Raw genomic sequence first — 18,731 nt, 5'->3', positions numbered from 1 at the left:
TATTTATATGTATACACGGGTTCACGAAATTTTCTTTGGTCTGCCACGTATTCAAAAAAAGAATACAAAAAATCCCTAAGCCGTCGAAACGACTTAGGGACGAATTTCTCGTGGTACCACCCAAATTTATACATAGTTTAGTTTATTTAAAATACTATATACCTCTTAACAAATAACGCTGTTACCCGTGCCCTGTAGGCAGAAGCTCAAGAATGTAATTCGATAAATAACGTGTACTAGTTTCCAGCGCCACTAGCTTTCTGTAACAGTGGTTATTTCTCTACTGCTTTTCTGTCATTGCTTTGTATTTAACTTGTACATGTAGCATATTCCTTTTCGTTTTTTTTGTCAACACTCTTTGCTTAATTTTTTTTACTTTTATAAAAGATGTCCCTTTTTCACAAAAATAAAATAACGAATTCAAAATAATATTTATTTGTTTTAACAGCAACTACAGATAAAAAAATAACGAAAAAATTTAAAAAATATTCTTTAAAATTTTTTTGACTTTTTTTGTGATTTTCTATACTTTTATAAAATTCCCGAAGAAAAATGACGAACTTCGGATCAGAAGTTCGTCATTTTGTGAAAAACAGTTTTAAAGAATTGGTGAAAATAATCGTGAAATTTGTTGTTTAAAAATCAACCATTTTGACATGTCACGAACAACTTCTGGAGTCATTGTTGTACATTTTTTTCGATCTTCTAAGAAAATTGCTTCTAATTGATCAATGATTTTTTTATCATATAACACAGCATTTGCTTCAAAGTTTAATTTGTAACTTCGGATATCTTGATTGGCTGAACCAACTGTGCAGACTTCATCATCCATAATCATTGTTTTCGCATGTAAGAAACCACCGTTATAAATTAAAATTTCAATATTTTCTTTCATCAATAAGCGGCCGTAATACTGTGTTGCTCGATAAATAAACGGATGGTCGGGCTTATCTGGAATCATAATTTTAACATCTACTCCTGAAGCCGCAGCAACCTTTAAAGCAGCCAAGACACTATCATCAGGAACTAAATACGGCGTTTGAATCCAGACTCTTTTCTTGGCAGAAGTAATCAATTTAATAAAGGCCAATTTAATTTGTTCACGGTCACTGTTAGGACCACTGGCAATCATCTGAATGGATGTATTTGCCTCTGGCACCAATGCTTCAAGTTTAAAGAAATAATCCAATTGATACGCCACACGATTTTTCTCGGGGGAAGAGACGTTCCAATCCATTAAAAAACGCATTTGCAGTAATGAGGCTGCTGGCCCTTGAATCCGTAAATGTGTATCCCGCCAATAGCCAAACTTTTTAGTCGTTCCAGCATATTGATCGGCAACATTAAAGCCGCCAATGTAGCCTACTTTTCCGTCAATAACAACAATTTTCCGGTGATCATGATAATTCAAACGAAACTTCAAAAGTGCTTTTTGAGAAGTAATAAACGTTTGGACAAAACCGCCGTTTTTTTTCAATTCATTCAAATGATGAACCTTGGTGCCCTTTGAGCCAAAGGCATCGTAAAGCAACCGCACTTCAACCCCTTCAGCCGCCTTTTCTTCTAATAAGTTCAAAATTTTGGTACCGATATGATCCGTTACAAAGGCATAATATTCAATATGAATAGAGTGCTGAGCTTTTTTTATATCCGCCATCAACGCATTGAATTTTTCCGTACCATCCGTAAAAATTTCAACATCATTTTTCTTAGTCAGAGGCATCCTATTTAACGAGGAAAAAAAGTCTGTAAACTGTTGTTGCTCCTCCGTCGGCATCTTTTGACTATAAAGTTCAAAACTTTCTTCTTGGAAATTCTGGAAATTCTCTAATTCCCGTAAATCACTTTGTTGCAAATAAAATTTCTTTTTGTCGGTTAAACCGCGCCCAAAGAATAAATATAAGAAAAAACCAAAAACGGGTAGAGCAATCAGTACGAGTAGCCATGCCCAAATTGCTGCTACATCTCGAGGTTTTAACAAAATGGTAATTCCCGCAATAATTGCATTAATAAAATAAATAACTGTTAAGACGCTAAGAATCAATTGTCTTCCTCCTTTATTTGTTACGTTTTAGTATACCATCAATTACGGATTTGGAATATCTTTTCTTTAGCTGCTTCTGTCTCAAAAAATAAAAAGACCCCCTCATTCTAGTACCAGTAACTAGAATGAGGGGGTCTTTTTGATGTTTGTTTGAAAGTCTTTTAACTTAATTTCGTGTAAATGGACCTTTAGGAGCAATCAATTCTAAATTTGTACCATCTGGATCGGTAAAGTAAGCAACCCCTGTACCAAAACCGCTCTTCAAGCCATCTTCTTCTTGGAATGTAATCGGCTCTCCATCAGGTTCTACGCCAATCGCTCTTAAACGTGCAACAGCTGCATCAATATCTTCCACTTCGAAACACATATGCATTGCACTAATTTGTTCGTTGGAATAAGAAGCTTTTTCTGATTTTGGTTTAACATATTCTAATAAATCAATATTGATGTTTTCTAGATGCACATTGGCATACTTGATTAATGTATCATCTAACCCTTGTGTTTGGGCCATCCGTTTTCCACCAATTTCATCACGATTTGCGATTTTTGTTCCTGTTAATGCTTCATAAAACTTCACTGATTCATCCAAATTACTGACTGTAATCCCCACGTGGTTGACTACTGAAAAACCTTTAACTGCTTCACTCATTGTATCTCCTCCTAGTTAATTTTTAGAAATCAAACGTGTCTGGATCTGGTCCCACACGTAACGATTCATTCAATTGGTTGATTTGTGCCATTTCTTCTGCACTTAGTTCAAAATCAAAGACCGCTGCATTGCTAATCATCCGTTCTTTGTGGACAGATTTCACGGCTAATAAGATATCTTGTTGAATATCCCAACGTAAAATCACTTGGGCTGCTGATTTATTATGGTTCTCAGCAATCGCCAAAATGGTTTCATTCGATAATAATTGGCCTTGCATCAATGGTGACCAAGCTTGGACTTTGATATCATGTTTTTCACAGAAATTACGCACTTCTTTTTGATCCAATTTTGGATGTAGTTCCACTTGGTTAATTACCGGAACAACTTTTGCATAAGAAAGTAAATCTTCTAAATGATGAACTTGGAAGTTGCTGACACCAATTGCTTTCACTTTTCCTTCGGCGTATAAAGTTTCTAAAGCTTGCCATGATTCTTTGTAAGAATTATTTCCTGGCCAATGAATTAAATACAAATCTAAATAATCTAAACCTAAACGTTCCAAACTATCATTGAAAGCTTGAATTGTTTCATCATAGGAAATATGCGCGTTCCAAACTTTCGAGGTAACAAATAAGTCCTCACGGTTCAAACCAGTTGCCGCTAAGCCTGCTTTAATTCCCGCTCCTGTGCCAGATTCATTGCCATAGATTTGCGCTGTATCGATTAAACGATAACCATTGATAATCCCTTCTTCGACCACTTTTGCTGTCTCTTCATCTGGTATTTGGAATACCCCGAGACCCATTCCTGGAATTTTAGTGCCGTTGTTTAATGTTACTGTATCTGCTAGTGATGTAATCATTTGATTCGCTCCTTTAACGTTTTCTGATATCATCATATACCGTGCCGTACATGCTGTATAGTACGTACTTTTTCGTTTCATAGGAACCAAAAAGTGCGCTTTTTGGTAAATTCGCTTTTTTAGCCTGAAAAATTTTTAACTTTTTTTATTACCTGAACTGCCAGAAACAAAATATACTAGTTTTTTATTAGTTTTTCAGGTATCAGCAATAAAGTTACTAACTGATTTTGGTAGCTTCAATGAAGTTCCATTGATTAATTTTTCATATAGCTAAAATCTAGCCTTACTCCGAGGAACTTGCCATAGGCTTCTTTTAATGTCCAAAAAAAGAAGTTACTACATTAGTACAATTTAAAGTTGTAATTCTCTGAATATCTACTTCTAACAGATAATCTGAAATTACAATAATAAATTTGTTATAAGAATACAACACACTAAATTCTGTTTATTCCAACAAAATTTATTATTGAAGGCGTACATTTATAATACCCAGTTCAATTGCTTTAACAACTGAAGCAATTGCAGAATTTGTTTCTAACTTTTCATTGATGGAATAAACATAGTTACGAAGAGTTCGGTCAGTGATATTCATTTTGGAAGCTATTGCTGATTGTTTTACTCCTTGCGATAAAATTCTTAATACTTCTTTTTCTCGAGGAGTAATTAGGTTGTGCTTTAAATCATGTCTACTTGTTTGAGGAAATATTTTTTTGTCTTCATAGCTTATTTTTTTCAAATTCTCAATCAAAGAGTCAACCGCTATATGTTTGTCTAAAAAGCCATTAGCTCCGATACCAATTGCTTTATCTCTATACTCTGCTAAATCAAATCCAGATAAAAAAACTAATTTTGTTTTTGTTTTTCTCAACACTTCTTCTCCCAATTCCAAGCCATTGAACATACCCATGTGAATATCCATCAAAATTATCGATGGTCGATATGTTTCAATCATTTCAAAAACCGTGATTGGATCTGAAATATATCTAAACTCTTTAACATCTGCATAGTTTTTTAAAGTCATCTCGAGACTTTTCCCAATCAATTTATGGTCATCAACTAGTAATATTTTCATATTGCTCTCCCTTCATACAAGGAATAGTGACCCAAACTTTCGTACCGCTGTTTGGACCTGGTAAAGACAACATCTTAAATGAACCATTCAGCCAATTAATGTCATTTTTTATCGAAAGTAGGCCGATGTGATCATTCGTCTGAATTAACGATTTTTCAAACTCTAAAATATTGCCACCCCCTACTCCGTCGTCTTCTACTATCAACTGAATCTCAGCGTTGTCTATTTCAACTGTTACTTTTCCTATTTCAGCATCTGCGTGTTTTCCAATATTTTCATTTAACTCTTTCACGATCCGATATAGTGGAGCAATAACATGCTGTGGTATTATTTCCTCAATACTATAATCCAATATAAACTCTGTCTTCGGATATTTTTTGTTAAAATCATCAATTAATATTTGTAAGTTTTCTTTAAAAGTAAGATGGTAAAGCGTTGATGGATACGTGTTAAAGATTTCAGAACGTATGGAACTAACTAATTTTGAAAACTCCTCATTAATTAAATCCATAACCATGACATCTCCTGACAAATTTGATATTAAAGTATGGAGTCCAATAACAGACTGGAGTATGTTATCGTGAAGATAATTAGCGTAATTTTTCTTCTCAATCTCCATACTATTAAATAGCTTGATTCTTAACAATTGACAGACCTCTATTGGATCTTTCACATAACTTTTGCTATTTAAGTGAAGTAATCTTACGGTAATTATCAAGGTTCCATGTTGTTCTACAGTTTTATGTATAGATTTCAAATCAATATCATTGTCATTGTTTTCAAAGAAAATCCAAACTGTATATCCAGAGATTATTATGGGTATACAGTTATATTCTTTTTTTCGAAACTTAATTTTTTGTTTTTGTTTTTTTAGTGAATGAATCTCTTTTTTTAGTGAATTAAAAACTGTTTCACCTTTTTGACATAGTAAATAACACCCTTCTTTTGATTCAACAAATACAGCTAGTCTTTGGCTCGCAGTTAATTCTTCTAATTTATCGAGCAATAATTCAGATACATTATTGAGAAATTGCGAGTATGTAACTTGATCTAGTACTTCTAACTTTTCGTTATTTAAATTCCTAAAATTATTTTTTAATTGTTTTACTTTATTTGAACGTATTGCATTTATTGATAGATGAGTCAAATAACATACTAGGGCGAAAAGAATAGTCAAAATGAAACTTTTCCAGAGAACAATACCAATTACTTCTAGAATTAAGAAGAAAAATGCACTATACACTAAGATACAAAACACTAACAGAAATTTTTCAGATAATATAATCTCTCTTTCCTTAACGAGAATATAAACTACGCCAGTTGGTAAAATAGTAACTAGTATGGTAGTTTTATCCCAATCATAAAAAGATAACTCTGGGAAAAGCAGGCATATAAAATAAAATAAGATAAGTAGTACAAAAGAAAGTAGTAATGAAGTAATCAAAACTTTATATTTTAGTGCACTAAAAAAAAATTTCTTTTCTTTAATAATTGTTAAAGAATTGACAGTAATTGACGAAATCATTAACAAGATCAAAGTAGGTCCTACATAAAAATCAAGTAACAGAGCCAAATAGCTGTATAGTGAAACACAACATAGAAGAATACGATTTTTATTAAGTTTTTTCTTATCATCTATATGTATAAAGGAATACAAAAACAGATAAAGGGTTAATGGATGGCAACATAAAAGAAATAGTCCTACTAACTTTAGAACCCATATATCCGAGTAAACCAATAACACTGTCCAACCCAAATAGAAAGTTAATGAAAAAAAAGATAATGAATATAGTTTTTGGGGGAGCTTTATATAGACAAAACTTCCTAAAAAAATGATATATATACTGCATAGTAAACTTAGGAAGCTCATTTCTTTTTCCATAAATGCTGAGTAAATAACAATATATGATATGGTAACCAACCATTTCAAACCAATTCCAACTTTCTTTCGCTTATCCACCAAGTACTTTCTCCTCGTAATATATATTTTGAGAGAATGCTTATCCCTTCATTCTATCTTATGGGCTATCCCCCAATTTTTTTAATAAAAATAACGGTTTTTACTTAGATACTGTGTAACATTCCTGAATAACAAGTCTTAGAAAAAACTTACGAGAAGATGTTAGCTCTCCTTGTAGCTAGTCTGCGATAAAAAGTTTGCCTAGATCATTGGTATAGCCTCCAACAAATTAGCCGAGTCCACCTCTAGTAGAGATTAGGCTGCTATCCTAATGAGAGAAACTCAATGAATTCGAGCAAAGCTGTCGTTAAGCAACGCAATTTCGAGGTATCTTACAGTACCTATGCAAATTCCGAGTAAATAATGATAAGATCCTTTCACAGCAAACTTTTTGTCGGTTTAGATGTTAGTTCCGAGAAATTAGATGTTCGCTTTATGACAGACAATCCAACATTACCTGTGCCAAAAGAAGTATCATTTGAAAATAATTAAATTGGCGAAATCCCGAAGAAATTGCAAAAGATATTTTGACCCATTCATAGTTCTTATCGTTTAGGATAGGTTTATCGGGACTCGTAGACCTTGGCTTAAGTGTTTTTTAGCAAAAAAATACAAAGTCTAGATAAACTAATTAGGTATTTGTACAAAACCATTGATGATTTAGTCGTTATATTCCCTGAATATCAATATTTAACCAGCATTCCATGAAGCAATCCTTTTTATATCGCTGATTTACTCCCTGAAATTGATTCTTTAACCGTTTTTCCGATAAAACCAAGTTAGCGAAACATGCTGGTTTTCATTAATGACTAAATCAATTAAGTAACTCTTAATACGGAAACACACCTATAGTCAAACAAGGCAAGCGTTATCTCCACTATTATTTAGTTAAGTCTAACTAAATCCATGGAGAGATATGAGCCTAAACGCAATATGTATTATAAGAAAAACTACTAGAAAATAATCGGATATAACATATTTTTTAAGTACTTAATATACTGACAAATCTTCCCACGTTAAAAAACGCTTACATTAAATTATATAACGCTTTCTATTCGACTAAGATAATTATTCTTACTTGAAGTATAAATCAGACCGAACTTATAAAAAAATCATCACTCTAATATCTGAGTGATAAAAAGTAATGAAGATTAAAAAATGACCGGGATTTCACTAACATTCTGCGAACTAAATCATAAAACAGGAATACATAGTACATTAAGTTCTACTATATTCTATTTCTAATTCATCTGAGCAATTCAATCTAAGTCTTATTTATACTATACATATTAACACACACTGACGCTCATTACTAATTAATTTAATACTAATTAGTTGACAAATAATCTTTTTTAGTTTCATGTCTAAAGAATAGATAAAACTTTGACAAGACTATTCGTCTATTATTTTTCTATAACTTCATTTTTTTTATTTAAAAAGACAATATTAAAAGGGCCAAGAAGAACACTCCTAAGCCCTCGCAAAAATTCAAATCTCTAGCAACAAGTTACTGAACCTTTATTTGGTGTAATAACTTCTTCAATACTGTCCAAATCTTCGAAATCAAAATCATGTAAAAACATTTTTTATTCCTACTTCCTTCTTTTTTTGATATCCCATAAAAAATTAAAATATCCTAAGTTATGATTTGTCCTTCTTCTAATTTAAAAACTTGATCACAGAATCGCTCTACAGATTCATCATGTGTTACAATAATAAAAACCTTGTTTTCCATAAATGGAAGCGTTCGAATCAATTTCAAGAATGCATCTGTATTTTTTTTATCTAAATTACCTGTAGGTTCATCAGCCAAAATAATTTTAGGTTCCATTAGTAAACAACGGGCAATTGCCGTACGTTGTTGCTCACCACCAGAAATTTCATTTATATATTTTTCTTCAATCTTCTTAATTCCTAACCAATTGACTAGCTGTTCATAATTATCTGAATGATTTTCAATCTTTTCACCTTTTAAACGAAGCGAGAAAAGAATGTTTTCTTTTACATTTAGAAAGGGAATCAAATTAAAATCTTGGAAAATGAATCCAATATCATTAGTACGTAATTCAGCTAATTGATTACTATTAAATTCTGTGATGTTCTTATCCCCTATTTTCACTTCCCCTTTAGTGGGATGAATTAACCCACCAATAATGTTCAGCAAAGTAGATTTACCTGAGCCAGACGGTCCCACTAAAGCATAAATATTACCTTTCTCCAAAGTAATTGTTATACCATTTAGAACTTGCTGAGAGTGTCCATTTATTCCGTATTCCTTTTCGACAGACTTTAGTTCAATCATATTTTCACCTTCCTATTCAGATTCTTACTTCCTATTTTTTTCTTTTAAAATAACTCTAGAAATTAAAATAATCCCCAAGACAAGTATCAAATAGATAACAACTAATATTGAACATACTTGCAAGTAAGGAATATTAATGACAGGTTTGAATACAATAACTTCTTCCATCATCTTAATCCCACCTTCAGCAAATGTAAGCCCGAAAAGCCAACCTAAAACAACACCTAAAATATAGATAATAGACATTTCTATTAACATACTGATTAGCAAAGCTTTTCTTTTCATCCCCATAATTAACAATCCTTTGTATATTCTTTGTCTAGAACTAATTGAAAGAATAAACATATTTAATATGATTGCTCCACTGAAAAAGATCAGCGCATAAATAAATGCTTCAATCATTTCAGTTTGTTTAATTGCTTGATTTTTGTATTTATCTTTTAGATCACCAATATTCATTAAGTTATAATTTTCAATAGATAAATACTTTGTGAATTCTTTTATTTCTTCATCACTCAGCCGATTCAAATAGATTGTGTTGTAAATTCCTTTAACATCCTTTCCAAATAAATACTCTGTTAAAGCAGATTTGGATGTAAACACTTGTTGTAGATCCAATGGCTGATAAAAATCTTTCGGACTAATTTTTATAGATTTGTCTTTATCAAAGAAATAGTCTATGACTTGATTACGTTTGATCTTTGATTTTTCAGCTAACTGTGACGGAAATAATACATTCAAACTATCATTATTTAAATCAAAATCTTTAATATTAAACTCTTTTTCCATTTCTAACACTTGAATATTTTTGAAGTTAGAAGAAACGCCTGTCAAAATCAAAGTGTTTTCATTAGTTTCTTTTTCAATCTCCATACTTAAAGCAATCTCAAAAGTTGCATGTGGATATAAGTTCTGCAAATAAGCCTTAACTTTTTCTTCTTTGACCTCAGATAATTCATTCATCACAAGTATATGTTCAAATCTATAGGTCTCATCTACCTTTTGTACAACAGCTTCCTTGACAGAATGAAAAAAGGTTAACATTCCTACTAGAAGCATAACTGAAAAGGCCAATGTAGATATTAATGAGCTGATTCTTTTAATATTCCAGCAATTTTCTTCCACAGCAGCGAACAAAGAAAGTCGGTTAAAACGGAGCGACAAAAAACGAAGAGACGCCAAGGTCCCTGCTATTAACGGATCAAAAATCAAGATTAAACCTGTAAATAGTAAAATTATTTTCATAGTTGTGTATCCACTAACAATTGAAACAATCAAAAGGATAATACCTAAAGCTAACTTAATTCTAAATAAAAATTTTTCTTTAATAGTAGATTGAGACTTAAACGTGCTGCCTTCTTTCTGTTTACTTTCTACTTCGATATTCATACTTTTTAGATTTTTTGAACCGCACCATATAAAAAATAAAATTGCAGAAACAATAACTAGTAGATAAATATAAATTGGAATATGTTCGACCTTCATGTCTTGATAATTAGACAAAAATACTCTTGAAAACACTATGCCTGTGAAAAGTCCAATAACGGCTGTAACAGAACTTAGCAGAAAGCTTTCAATACTTAAAATCTGCTGAATTTTTTTGTATTTCATACCTAACTTATATAGCAGTTGGAATTCTTTCTTTCTCCCTTGAATAACAATCGAGTATGTATTATAAATAATAAATAAAGAAAAACCTACAAGAACTCCCGTCCCTAATTGTAAAAATAATTTCATATTTTTAAAGTCTTTTTTTAATAAATAGTCTGCTAACTCATTTTCAATTCTGTAGTTTATTGTATAAATAACTCCTAAAGAAAATGTCAATAGCAGCATTGTTACAAAAAATATCAATATGATGAAAAGAAACTTACTACTATTTTTTTTAAAATTTTCTCGAATATATATCCACATATTTCTCACATCCTTCATAATGTCTTCAAAAAGATTTTAATGCTTTCTTAAAAGAAAGAAGTACTTGTATTAGACTTATAAATGCCATTACATAGACGAAAATGCTTAGTACTGTTGAACTAAATCCAAATACGTTTAGATAATTCAATGTTATACGTATAATAGAAAAAATCCCTGCAATACCAATAACATATGAAAGAATAAAATAAAGAAACAATCCAATCATTTTTTTGTTTTGAAATTTTTTTAAAAATTGAGGTCTCTTTTTTTATTACTCCTGCAAGAAGCAACAATAACTGCCATCTTGTCCCTTCACTACCATATATGATTGTAAAAATATGGTATCCATCACTCGTTGATAGCGGTAATAAACTACTAAAAAGATACCCTATATTAAGAAGAGCTATATAACCAAACCACCAATTATTTGTAATGATAAATAAGCATAATGAGAAAAATATCAGTATACAGTAGTCACATTTAAAATTGAAAAATTTATCTGGCTTATGTAAGAATCCATTAGTTGAACTGGAAATTTAATAATAATTGGAAATCCAATTAACATTACAGCTATTAACAATAAATTTAAATAATATATGCCTTTAGCCACTATCTCAATTCTTTTTTGAATAGCAAATAAAGGAATTTTAAATAGTTTCCGACTATTCAACTCAAACACGATATTACTTTGACTATTTGTATTTGGGTATGTACACAAATTATGCTTACTTAATATGGTTCTCATTTTTTCGTAGCTAATCGTACTATTTTCATGTAAAAATTCTTTTACTTCTTCATTTTTTTCTTTCTTAAGCAAAGCAATATGTACAACCGAAATTACATATTCTAGCAGACATAAATGTCAACACAACAGTCCCTCTACCTGGAACTTTATCTACAGCTACATCCGAACTATTTTCCTTTTTAAATTGCTCTTGATCACTGTTTATTAAATACACCTGATTCTGCATGCTTTTCCTCCTTATATATTAGTACTCGCTTCATAAAATCATTTTAAATTTACAAATAATGAAATACCATGTATATAGTTTAAAGGAACAGGAATGTAAATTAAATAAGTAAAAGCGGAAAATTGTTATGACTCCATAGACAAATTTTTAGTAATGTTTACACTTTAAATGTTATAAAATAAAATAACAGGTAATATGAAATGCCTACAACTTTTTTAAATTATTTTGTCTAGAGATACACCTGTTCATAAAATAGCAAGGAGAAAACAAAGCGTTGCTTAACTCACACATTCTTTCACTAAAGTTGGAGTCCAACCCAGTTTCCAAAAAGCTTATTATTCCCTATCGCTTTTCTTAGCGAGCGCGAACAACATATTTGTAATAGTTATCGTAATCTCAACAGAAAAACGACCTATCAAATAGGTAGATATGCAACAAAAACTGTTGTTTCTCTCAGCCTATTATTTAATATCAACCATTCAGCATGCAGGGATTCTCGCTGCTTCATACAAAAAATACAACAATCGTACCTGAACCACCTGCATAGCCGGTGGTTTTCAATACATACAAAAAATTCCAGAGGATTTTCTCCTCTGGACTCGACAGGATTCTACAATTTCTCTTTACCAACATTATTTGACAAAGAGCAAAAAAAGAGAACGCGTACTCCGTCTTCGAAACGTCCTAAGACGCCGACAGAATACCGTTCTCGTGGGTTTGGCACCCAATGGGGGCATAGGGATTCGAACCCTAGACCCTCTGATTAAGAGTCAGATGCTCTAACCAACTGAGCTATGCCCCCGTTGTATAAAATGGCTTTTCAGCTACCTCAATATTGTAGCACTCCGCTATTATTTATACAAGAGGGAATTTTTTTCAGTTGTTATTCTTGTGAAGATTGTTCTTTTTTTACAGGACAAGCTGTTTGACAATCTTCACAACTTTCCCCTTTTTTGATTCGTCGATAGGTGATGATTCCTGCTGTTCCAAAAATTAAAATGGATAAAATAATTGTTGCCATCCGTTATTACCCTCTTTCTAAAGAAGTGATTGCTTGGACACTTTCTTTGCCTGGCTTTGGTTTTCTTATAAGGAAATAAAATCCAGCTAAAACAACACCCATCGCTAAAAAAGTCCCCAGAGTTAGTGTGCCTTTTTCGACTAACACATGGCCCAATTGATAAATCACAAAACTAACCATATAAGCCAAACCGCATTGATAACCAATGGCTCCTAATGTCCATTTGAGGTCTCCCATTTCACGACGAATTGCGCCAATTGCAGCAAAACAAGGTGCACATAATAAGTTAAAAGTTAAGAACGAATAGGCCGCGACTGGCGTAAAGGTGTGTTGCAGTGCGCCCCAGACTTCTACCCCGTTTTCAGAAACATCTTTCACATTGCCAAATAAAATGCCTAAGGTACCAATAATATTTTCTTTCGCTATCAATCCTGTAATTGTGGCAACTGCCCCTTGCCAATTACCCCAGCCTAATGGGATAAATAGCACCGCCAACCCTTTACCTAGAAATGCTAGAATACTTTGACTTTCTGGAACGGGTTGAAACGTCACAGAATAATGTGACATGAACCAAATGAGAATACTGGAAACAAAAATAATCGTTCCTGCTTTTTTTACAAATGAGCGACATCGTTCATAGGCATGCCGAACCACACTTCTAAGCTGCGGCAAATGATAGGCGGGAAGCTCCATAATAAATGGTGCTGGATCTCCCGAAAAATGCTTGGTCTTTTTTAAAGCAATCCCTGATAACACAATGGAAGCAACCCCTAAGAAATAAGCAGAGGGCGAGACCCAACTTTGGTTAGGAAAAAATGCACCTGCAATCAGAGCGATAATTGGCAACTTCGCCGAACACGGCATAAAAGTCGTGACCATAATAGTCATTCGCCGATCGCGTTCGTTTTCAATCGTTCGACTAGCCATCACGCCTGGGACCCCACAACCTGTCGCAATTAACATCGGAATAAACGACTTACCAGATAGGCCAAATTTCCGAAACAAACGATCCATGACAAAGGCAATCCGGGCCATATAGCCACAATCTTCTAAAAAACCTAAACATAAAAACAGGACGGCCAGTTGTGGTAAAAAGCCTAACACAGCCCCAACACCTGCAATGATCCCATCTAAAATTAAACTTTGCATCCATGGCGCTACTTGCCATTGCGCCAACCAATTTCCCACAAATTGAGGAACCCATTCCCCGAAAAAGACATCGTTTAACCAGTCTGTCCCCATTGTACCAACCGTTTGAATAGACAAGTAATAGACCAACCACATTACAAACGCAAAGATTGGCAACGCCAACCACCGATTGGTTACCACTCGGTCAATCTTATCACTGTGAGTAAATGTCATTTCTGTTTTTTTCGTTGCACACAAAGCAATTAATCGAGCAATAAAGGCATAGCGTTCATTGATGATAATCGCTTCACTTTCATCTTGAAAGATTTTTTCAGTAATTTGAATGACTTCTTCAATTTCTTTTTCTTGAAAAGAACTCAATAATAATTGCTCTTTAGTTCGAACATCTCGTTCAAAAAGTTTTAAACTATACCAATGCTGTTGCGTTTCAGGAACAGTATTTCCTAAAATATCAACAATTTCAGCAAGTGCTGCTTCTAAGCGATTATCATAAGAAGGATAAATAACCTCTGTCTCTATGGCATTCGCTCGCTGCTTACTTTGTTTTAAAGCATGATCCAACCCACGATTCTTCAAAGCACTAATCTCAACGACAGGCACGCCTAAGCCATAACTTAACTTTTCACTATTCAATGTTTGGCCGTTTTTTTCCAACAAATCCATCATATTTAACGCACAAACAACCGGTAATCCAGTTTCAATTAATTGTGTTGTTAAATAAAGATTCCGTTCCAAATTGGTCACATCGAGAATATTCAAAATCACTGAAGGTTGGTCCTCCAAAAGATAATCTCGTGCCACAATTTCTTCAGGCGTATAAGGAGAAAGAGAGTAAATCCCTGGCAAATCTTGAATAATGAGTGTCTTATCTTTCTTTGCCACCCCCTCTTTACGTTCCACAGTCACCCCTGGCCAGTTTCCAACATATTGGTTGGCTCCTGTTAACATATTGAACGTTGTCGTTTTACCGCTATTAGGGTTGCCGGCTAGTGCAATTTGCTGAGTCATTCGCTTTCCTCCTTTTCAACCAAGATTAGTTCCGCTTCACTTTTTCGTAACGTTAGTTCATAGCCACGTACATTGATTTCAATTGGATCAGCTAAAGGAGCTACTTTGCGAATAAAAATTACTGTTCCTTTTGTTAAGCCCATGTCCATCAACCGACGTTTCACCGCTCCTTGTCCGTGGATCCCTACTATTGTAGCGCGTTCTCCAACTTTCAAGGTATCCAAGGAGACCCAAACTTTCTCATTCGCCGAGCGCTCCTCCACATGAATCGCTTGTAAAATCGTATCTGTCAGCGCAATTCGACTATTATGTAATAAAACAATACCATTTTGATTCTGATAATTGACAAGGACAACTGCTTGGCCTGCAACGACACCTAAATTGTTCAAATGTTTCTTTGTCTGAACATCTGCTTGGACGCTTTCGACTGTATAGACTTTCCCAACTTCTGCCTGCGCTAACGTAATCATTTACTTTCCTCCATGTGAAAAAGTTTCAAACGAAAATGAGAATCGTTCTCAATTAAAAGAATACGCTTGCTTACACGGAAAGTCAATGAATTTCTGGATGTATCTCCTGTTTTCTTCTATTTTCCTTCTATATAGAGACACTTTTTTCAGGTTACCATTTTTGAAAAAAAGTCAGTTCTTGTTTTTTATGTTACTAGCTACTATAAAATTCCACTCATTCAATAACAAATCCGCTTATTTTTTCTTCTTGTGCCTAACTCAAATGTCAACACAATATTTAGTGTTTTTTCACTAAATGTTCTCTTTCAAAATTTTAATTTTTTTGTTTGTCAAACACTGACCAATGTGTTTTTTCTCCCAAAAACGAGGATTCACGTGTTTTCATTTTTCTTTCAAAAACACAAAAACTAGTATTATGAGAAAAACGCACCACAATATATAGTGTTAAAGTGTTGACTTTTTTCTACATAGATTTATACTAGTCTATGTAGAAAAAAAGAGGAGGAACTTTCAATGAACGTAAAAATCTTTTCAAAAAATAACTGTATCCAATGTAAAATGGCGAAACGTTTCCTAAGTGAAAATAACATCGCTTTTGAAGAAATCAATATCGACGCACAACCAGATGCTATCGACTGGTTAAAAGAACAAGGGTTCCAAAGCGTACCGGTAATCACATCTGAAGCAACAACCGTTGTTGGCTTCCGTCCAGACCAATTAAAACAATTGGCTAGCTAAGATGAAACTTGTTTATTTTTCAGTCACCGGTCAAACAAGGCGCTTTATTAAAAAATTGGATTTGCCTGCTTATGAACTTGAGCCAGCGAATCCTTTTTTTGAAATAAATGAGCCTTTTATTCTTGTCATTCCTACCTATGATGCAGAAATTACAGAGGTAGTGAATGACTTTCTTGATTATAAAAGTAACCAAGAACTGTTAGTTGGTGTAGCTGGTGGGGGCAACCGTAATTTTGCTGAATTATTTGTCTATACCGCCAAAGATATTGCCCGCGATTACCACGTTCCGCTTCTATACTCCTTTGAGTTTAGCGGAACAGACGAAGACGTGGAGACCTTTAAGAAAGTAGTGGAAGAAATTGAGTCTAAAAGAAATTAAAGATGTCAGCTATTTCAAACTGAATAACGAGATTAACCGTCCTGTTGATGGTCAAATCCCTTTAAATAAAGATAAAGAAGCACTCGCAGCCTTCTTTAAAGAAAATGTAGAACCGAATACACGTAAATTCAGCTCTGCTGAAGAAAAAATCAACTTTTTAATGAAAGAAGATTTTATTGAAACTGAATTCATCGAAAAATATTCAATGGACTTTATTGAAAAATTATATGCTTTCTTAGATGAACAACATTTCCAATTCAAGTCTTTCATGGCGGCTTATAAATTTTATTCTCAATACGCTTTAAAGAACAACGCCGGAACAGAGTATTTAGAAACATATGAAGATCGGGTTGCCTTTAATGCCTTGTATTTTGCGGATGGCGATGAAGAGTTGGCTTTAACATTGGCGGATGAAATGATCCATCAACGGTATCAACCAGCCACACCTTCTTTCTTAAACGCTGGGCGTAAACGTCGAGGTGAATTGGTTTCTTGTTTCTTAGTTCAAGTAACAGATGATATGAACAGCATTGGGCGTTCAATTAATTCTGCCCTTCAATTATCACGAATCGGCGGCGGCGTAGGAATTACTCTTTCCAACTTACGTGAAGCGGGCGCACCAATCAAAGGTTATGATGGCGCAGCAAGTGGTGTTGTCCCTGTTATGAAATTATTTGAAGATAGCTTTAGCTACTCTAACCAACTAGGTCAACGTCAAGGTGCTGGTGTGGTTTATCTAAATGTCTTCCATCCAGATATTGAAATGTTCTTATCTGCTAAAAAAGAAAACGCTGATGAAAAAATCCGTGTAAAAACGTTGTCTCTTGGTGTTATTGTTCCAGATAAATTTTACGAATTAACGCGTAACAACGAAGATATGTATTTATTTAGTCCTTATAGTGTGGAACGTGAATATGGTGTGCCTTATTCCTATGTAGATATTACCAAAGAATATGATAACCTAGTGGCCAATCCAAACATACGTAAACGTAAAATTAAAGCCCGTGACTTAGAAAATGAAATTTCTAAATTACAACAAGAATCTGGCTATCCTTATATCATCAATATTGATACAGCTAACAAAAACAATCCGATTGATGGCAAGATTATCATGAGTAACTTATGTTCTGAAATTCTTCAAGTTCAAACGCCTTCTGTTATTAATGGGAAACAAGAATATGAAGTTTTAGGCACAGATATTAGTTGTAACTTAGGTTCAACTAACATTGTTAATTTAATGGAAAGTCCTGACTTTGGAAAATCTGTCCGCGCTATGACGCGTGCGTTAACTTTTGTAACAGATGCTTCTGAAATTGATGTCGTGCCAACTATCCAAAATGGAAATCGTTTAAGCCATACAATCGGACTAGGCGCAATGGGCTTACACACCTTCTTCGCTAAAAATCATATGGAATACGGCTCTGAAGAATCATTAGACTTTACAGACATTTATTTCATGTTATTAAATTACTGGACTTTAATGGAAAGTAACCAAATTGCGAAAGAACGTAACCAAGTCTTCCATAATTTTGAAAAATCAGATTATGCTTCTGGTGCTTACTTCGATAAATATATTGAAGGCAACTTTACACCAAAATTTGATAAAGTGAAAGAAATTTTTAAAGACATTCAGATTCCAACGGCTGAAGATTGGGCTGCGTTACGCGATGCTGTGAAAAAAAATGGTCTTTATCATCAAAATCGTTTAGCCGTAGCGCCAAATGGTTCAATTTCATATATTAATGATACTAGTGCCAGCATTCATCCAATTACTCGCATGATTGAAGAACGTCAAGAGAAGAAAATTGGTAAGATTTACTATCCAGCGCCTTATTTAGCTAATGATACAATCCCTTACTATACTTCTGCTTACGACATGGATATGCGCAAAGTGATTGATGTCTACGCAACAGCGCAACAACACGTTGATCAAGGAATGAGTTTAACCTTGTTTATGCGTTCAGAAATCCCTGAAGGCTTGTATGAATGGAAAGAAACACCAAAACAAACAACCCGTGACTTGAACATTTTACGTCATTATGCGTTCAACAAAGGGATTAAATCAATTTACTATATTCGTACATTTACAGATGATGCTGAAGAAATTGGCAGCAATCAATGTGAGTCTTGCGTGATTTAATGAAAAGCACTTAAATAAGGCGTTCTGCTTGAGCGTCTTATTTTTTAGGAAT

General features: G+C 33.6%; 15 protein-coding genes, 1 tRNA gene and 1 other annotated feature. Of the genes, 4 read left to right on the top strand and 12 right to left on the bottom strand.

The features are described 5' to 3' along the window. Positions 1 to 92 precede the first annotated feature (92 nt). Positions 93 to 307: a binding site (T-box leader), on the bottom strand. Positions 308 to 598: 291 nt separating this feature from the next. The 5 genes from cls to IGL56_RS01990 all read right to left on the bottom strand — a co-directional run bounded on the left by cls (position 599) and on the right by IGL56_RS01990 (position 6,587). Next, positions 599 to 2,044 carry a cardiolipin synthase gene (gene cls, locus IGL56_RS02010; protein WP_002361214.1) on the bottom strand — a complete coding sequence of 482 codons (1,446 nt, stop codon included), beginning with the start codon at positions 2,042 to 2,044 and terminating at the stop codon, positions 599 to 601. Positions 2,045 to 2,210: 166 nt separating this feature from the next. After that, positions 2,211 to 2,693 (bottom strand): VOC family protein, encoded by a 483-nt coding sequence (locus tag IGL56_RS02005; protein ID WP_002355441.1) that lies wholly within the window; start codon positions 2,691 to 2,693, stop codon positions 2,211 to 2,213. 22 nt (positions 2,694 to 2,715) lie between these two features. Then, positions 2,716 to 3,591 carry an aldo/keto reductase gene (locus tag IGL56_RS02000; RefSeq protein WP_002392650.1) on the bottom strand — a complete coding sequence of 292 codons (876 nt, stop codon included), beginning with the start codon at positions 3,589 to 3,591 and terminating at the stop codon, positions 2,716 to 2,718. 427 nt (positions 3,592 to 4,018) lie between these two features. Then, the gene (locus IGL56_RS01995; protein WP_002361211.1) at positions 4,019 to 4,627 is read right to left on the bottom strand and encodes a response regulator transcription factor; all 609 of its coding nucleotides are present in this window, start codon (positions 4,625 to 4,627) and stop codon (positions 4,019 to 4,021) included. After that, the gene (locus tag IGL56_RS01990; protein ID WP_080477305.1) at positions 4,608 to 6,587 is read right to left on the bottom strand and encodes a sensor histidine kinase; all 1,980 of its coding nucleotides are present in this window, start codon (positions 6,585 to 6,587) and stop codon (positions 4,608 to 4,610) included. The genes IGL56_RS01995 and IGL56_RS01990 overlap by 20 nt, the downstream gene beginning before the upstream one ends. Before the next feature lie 363 nt (positions 6,588 to 6,950). Between IGL56_RS01990 and IGL56_RS01985 the strand changes: the two genes are divergently transcribed. Next, positions 6,951 to 7,079: a hypothetical protein gene (locus IGL56_RS01985; RefSeq protein ID WP_002361208.1), complete on the top strand. Its 129-nt coding sequence runs from the start codon at positions 6,951 to 6,953 to the stop codon at positions 7,077 to 7,079. Between the two features lie 1,144 nt (positions 7,080 to 8,223). Here the strand turns inward: IGL56_RS01985 and IGL56_RS01980 are convergent. The 7 genes from IGL56_RS01980 to IGL56_RS01950 all read right to left on the bottom strand — a co-directional run bounded on the left by IGL56_RS01980 (position 8,224) and on the right by IGL56_RS01950 (position 15,422). Next, the gene (locus IGL56_RS01980; RefSeq protein WP_002361207.1) at positions 8,224 to 8,889 is read right to left on the bottom strand and encodes an ABC transporter ATP-binding protein; all 666 of its coding nucleotides are present in this window, start codon (positions 8,887 to 8,889) and stop codon (positions 8,224 to 8,226) included. Between the two features lie 24 nt (positions 8,890 to 8,913). After that, entirely contained in the window at positions 8,914 to 10,821 is a 1,908-nt protein-coding gene (locus IGL56_RS01975) for an FtsX-like permease family protein (protein ID WP_065813849.1), read from the bottom strand. Between the two features lie 791 nt (positions 10,822 to 11,612). Further along, complete coding sequence (locus IGL56_RS01970) at positions 11,613 to 11,774, bottom strand: hypothetical protein (protein ID WP_002366123.1); 162 nt, start codon at positions 11,772 to 11,774, stop codon at positions 11,613 to 11,615. Positions 11,775 to 12,502: 728 nt separating this feature from the next. Next, positions 12,503 to 12,576: transfer RNA gene (locus IGL56_RS01965), tRNA-Lys, on the bottom strand. 81 nt (positions 12,577 to 12,657) lie between these two features. Then, positions 12,658 to 12,795: a hypothetical protein gene (locus IGL56_RS01960; protein WP_002355364.1), complete on the bottom strand. Its 138-nt coding sequence runs from the start codon at positions 12,793 to 12,795 to the stop codon at positions 12,658 to 12,660. A gap of 6 nt (positions 12,796 to 12,801) precedes the next feature. After that, positions 12,802 to 14,952, bottom strand: coding sequence for a ferrous iron transport protein B (feoB, locus tag IGL56_RS01955; protein WP_429861296.1), 2,151 nt, complete (start codon positions 14,950 to 14,952; stop codon positions 12,802 to 12,804). Then, positions 14,949 to 15,422, bottom strand: a complete 474-nt coding sequence (locus tag IGL56_RS01950) for a ferrous iron transport protein A (protein WP_002355361.1) — start codon at positions 15,420 to 15,422, stop codon at positions 14,949 to 14,951. Before IGL56_RS01950 ends, feoB begins: the two co-directional genes overlap by 4 nt. A 513-nt stretch (positions 15,423 to 15,935) precedes the next feature. On the opposite strand from IGL56_RS01950, the gene IGL56_RS01945 reads away from it, so the two are divergent. The 3 genes from IGL56_RS01945 to nrdE are packed head-to-tail and all read left to right on the top strand — an operon-like array spanning position 15,936 to position 18,679. Then, complete coding sequence (locus IGL56_RS01945; RefSeq protein WP_002355360.1) at positions 15,936 to 16,160, top strand: redoxin NrdH; 225 nt, start codon at positions 15,936 to 15,938, stop codon at positions 16,158 to 16,160. A 1-nt stretch (position 16,161) separates the two neighbouring features. Continuing rightward, positions 16,162 to 16,539, top strand: coding sequence for a class Ib ribonucleoside-diphosphate reductase assembly flavoprotein NrdI (nrdI, locus tag IGL56_RS01940; RefSeq protein WP_002355359.1), 378 nt, complete (start codon positions 16,162 to 16,164; stop codon positions 16,537 to 16,539). Then, positions 16,520 to 18,679, top strand: a complete 2,160-nt coding sequence (gene nrdE / locus IGL56_RS01935; protein WP_002370231.1) for a class 1b ribonucleoside-diphosphate reductase subunit alpha — start codon at positions 16,520 to 16,522, stop codon at positions 18,677 to 18,679. The genes nrdI and nrdE overlap by 20 nt, the downstream gene beginning before the upstream one ends. The last annotated feature ends 52 nt before the right edge of the window (positions 18,680 to 18,731 follow it).

It is taken from the genome of Enterococcus sp. DIV1316a, from assembly GCF_050536915.1.
Taxonomy (GTDB): Bacteria; Bacillota; Bacilli; order Lactobacillales; family Enterococcaceae; genus Enterococcus; species Enterococcus faecalis.
The sequence above is the reverse complement of the archived record's forward strand: the minus strand, read 5'-3'. Positions and strand labels throughout refer to the sequence as shown.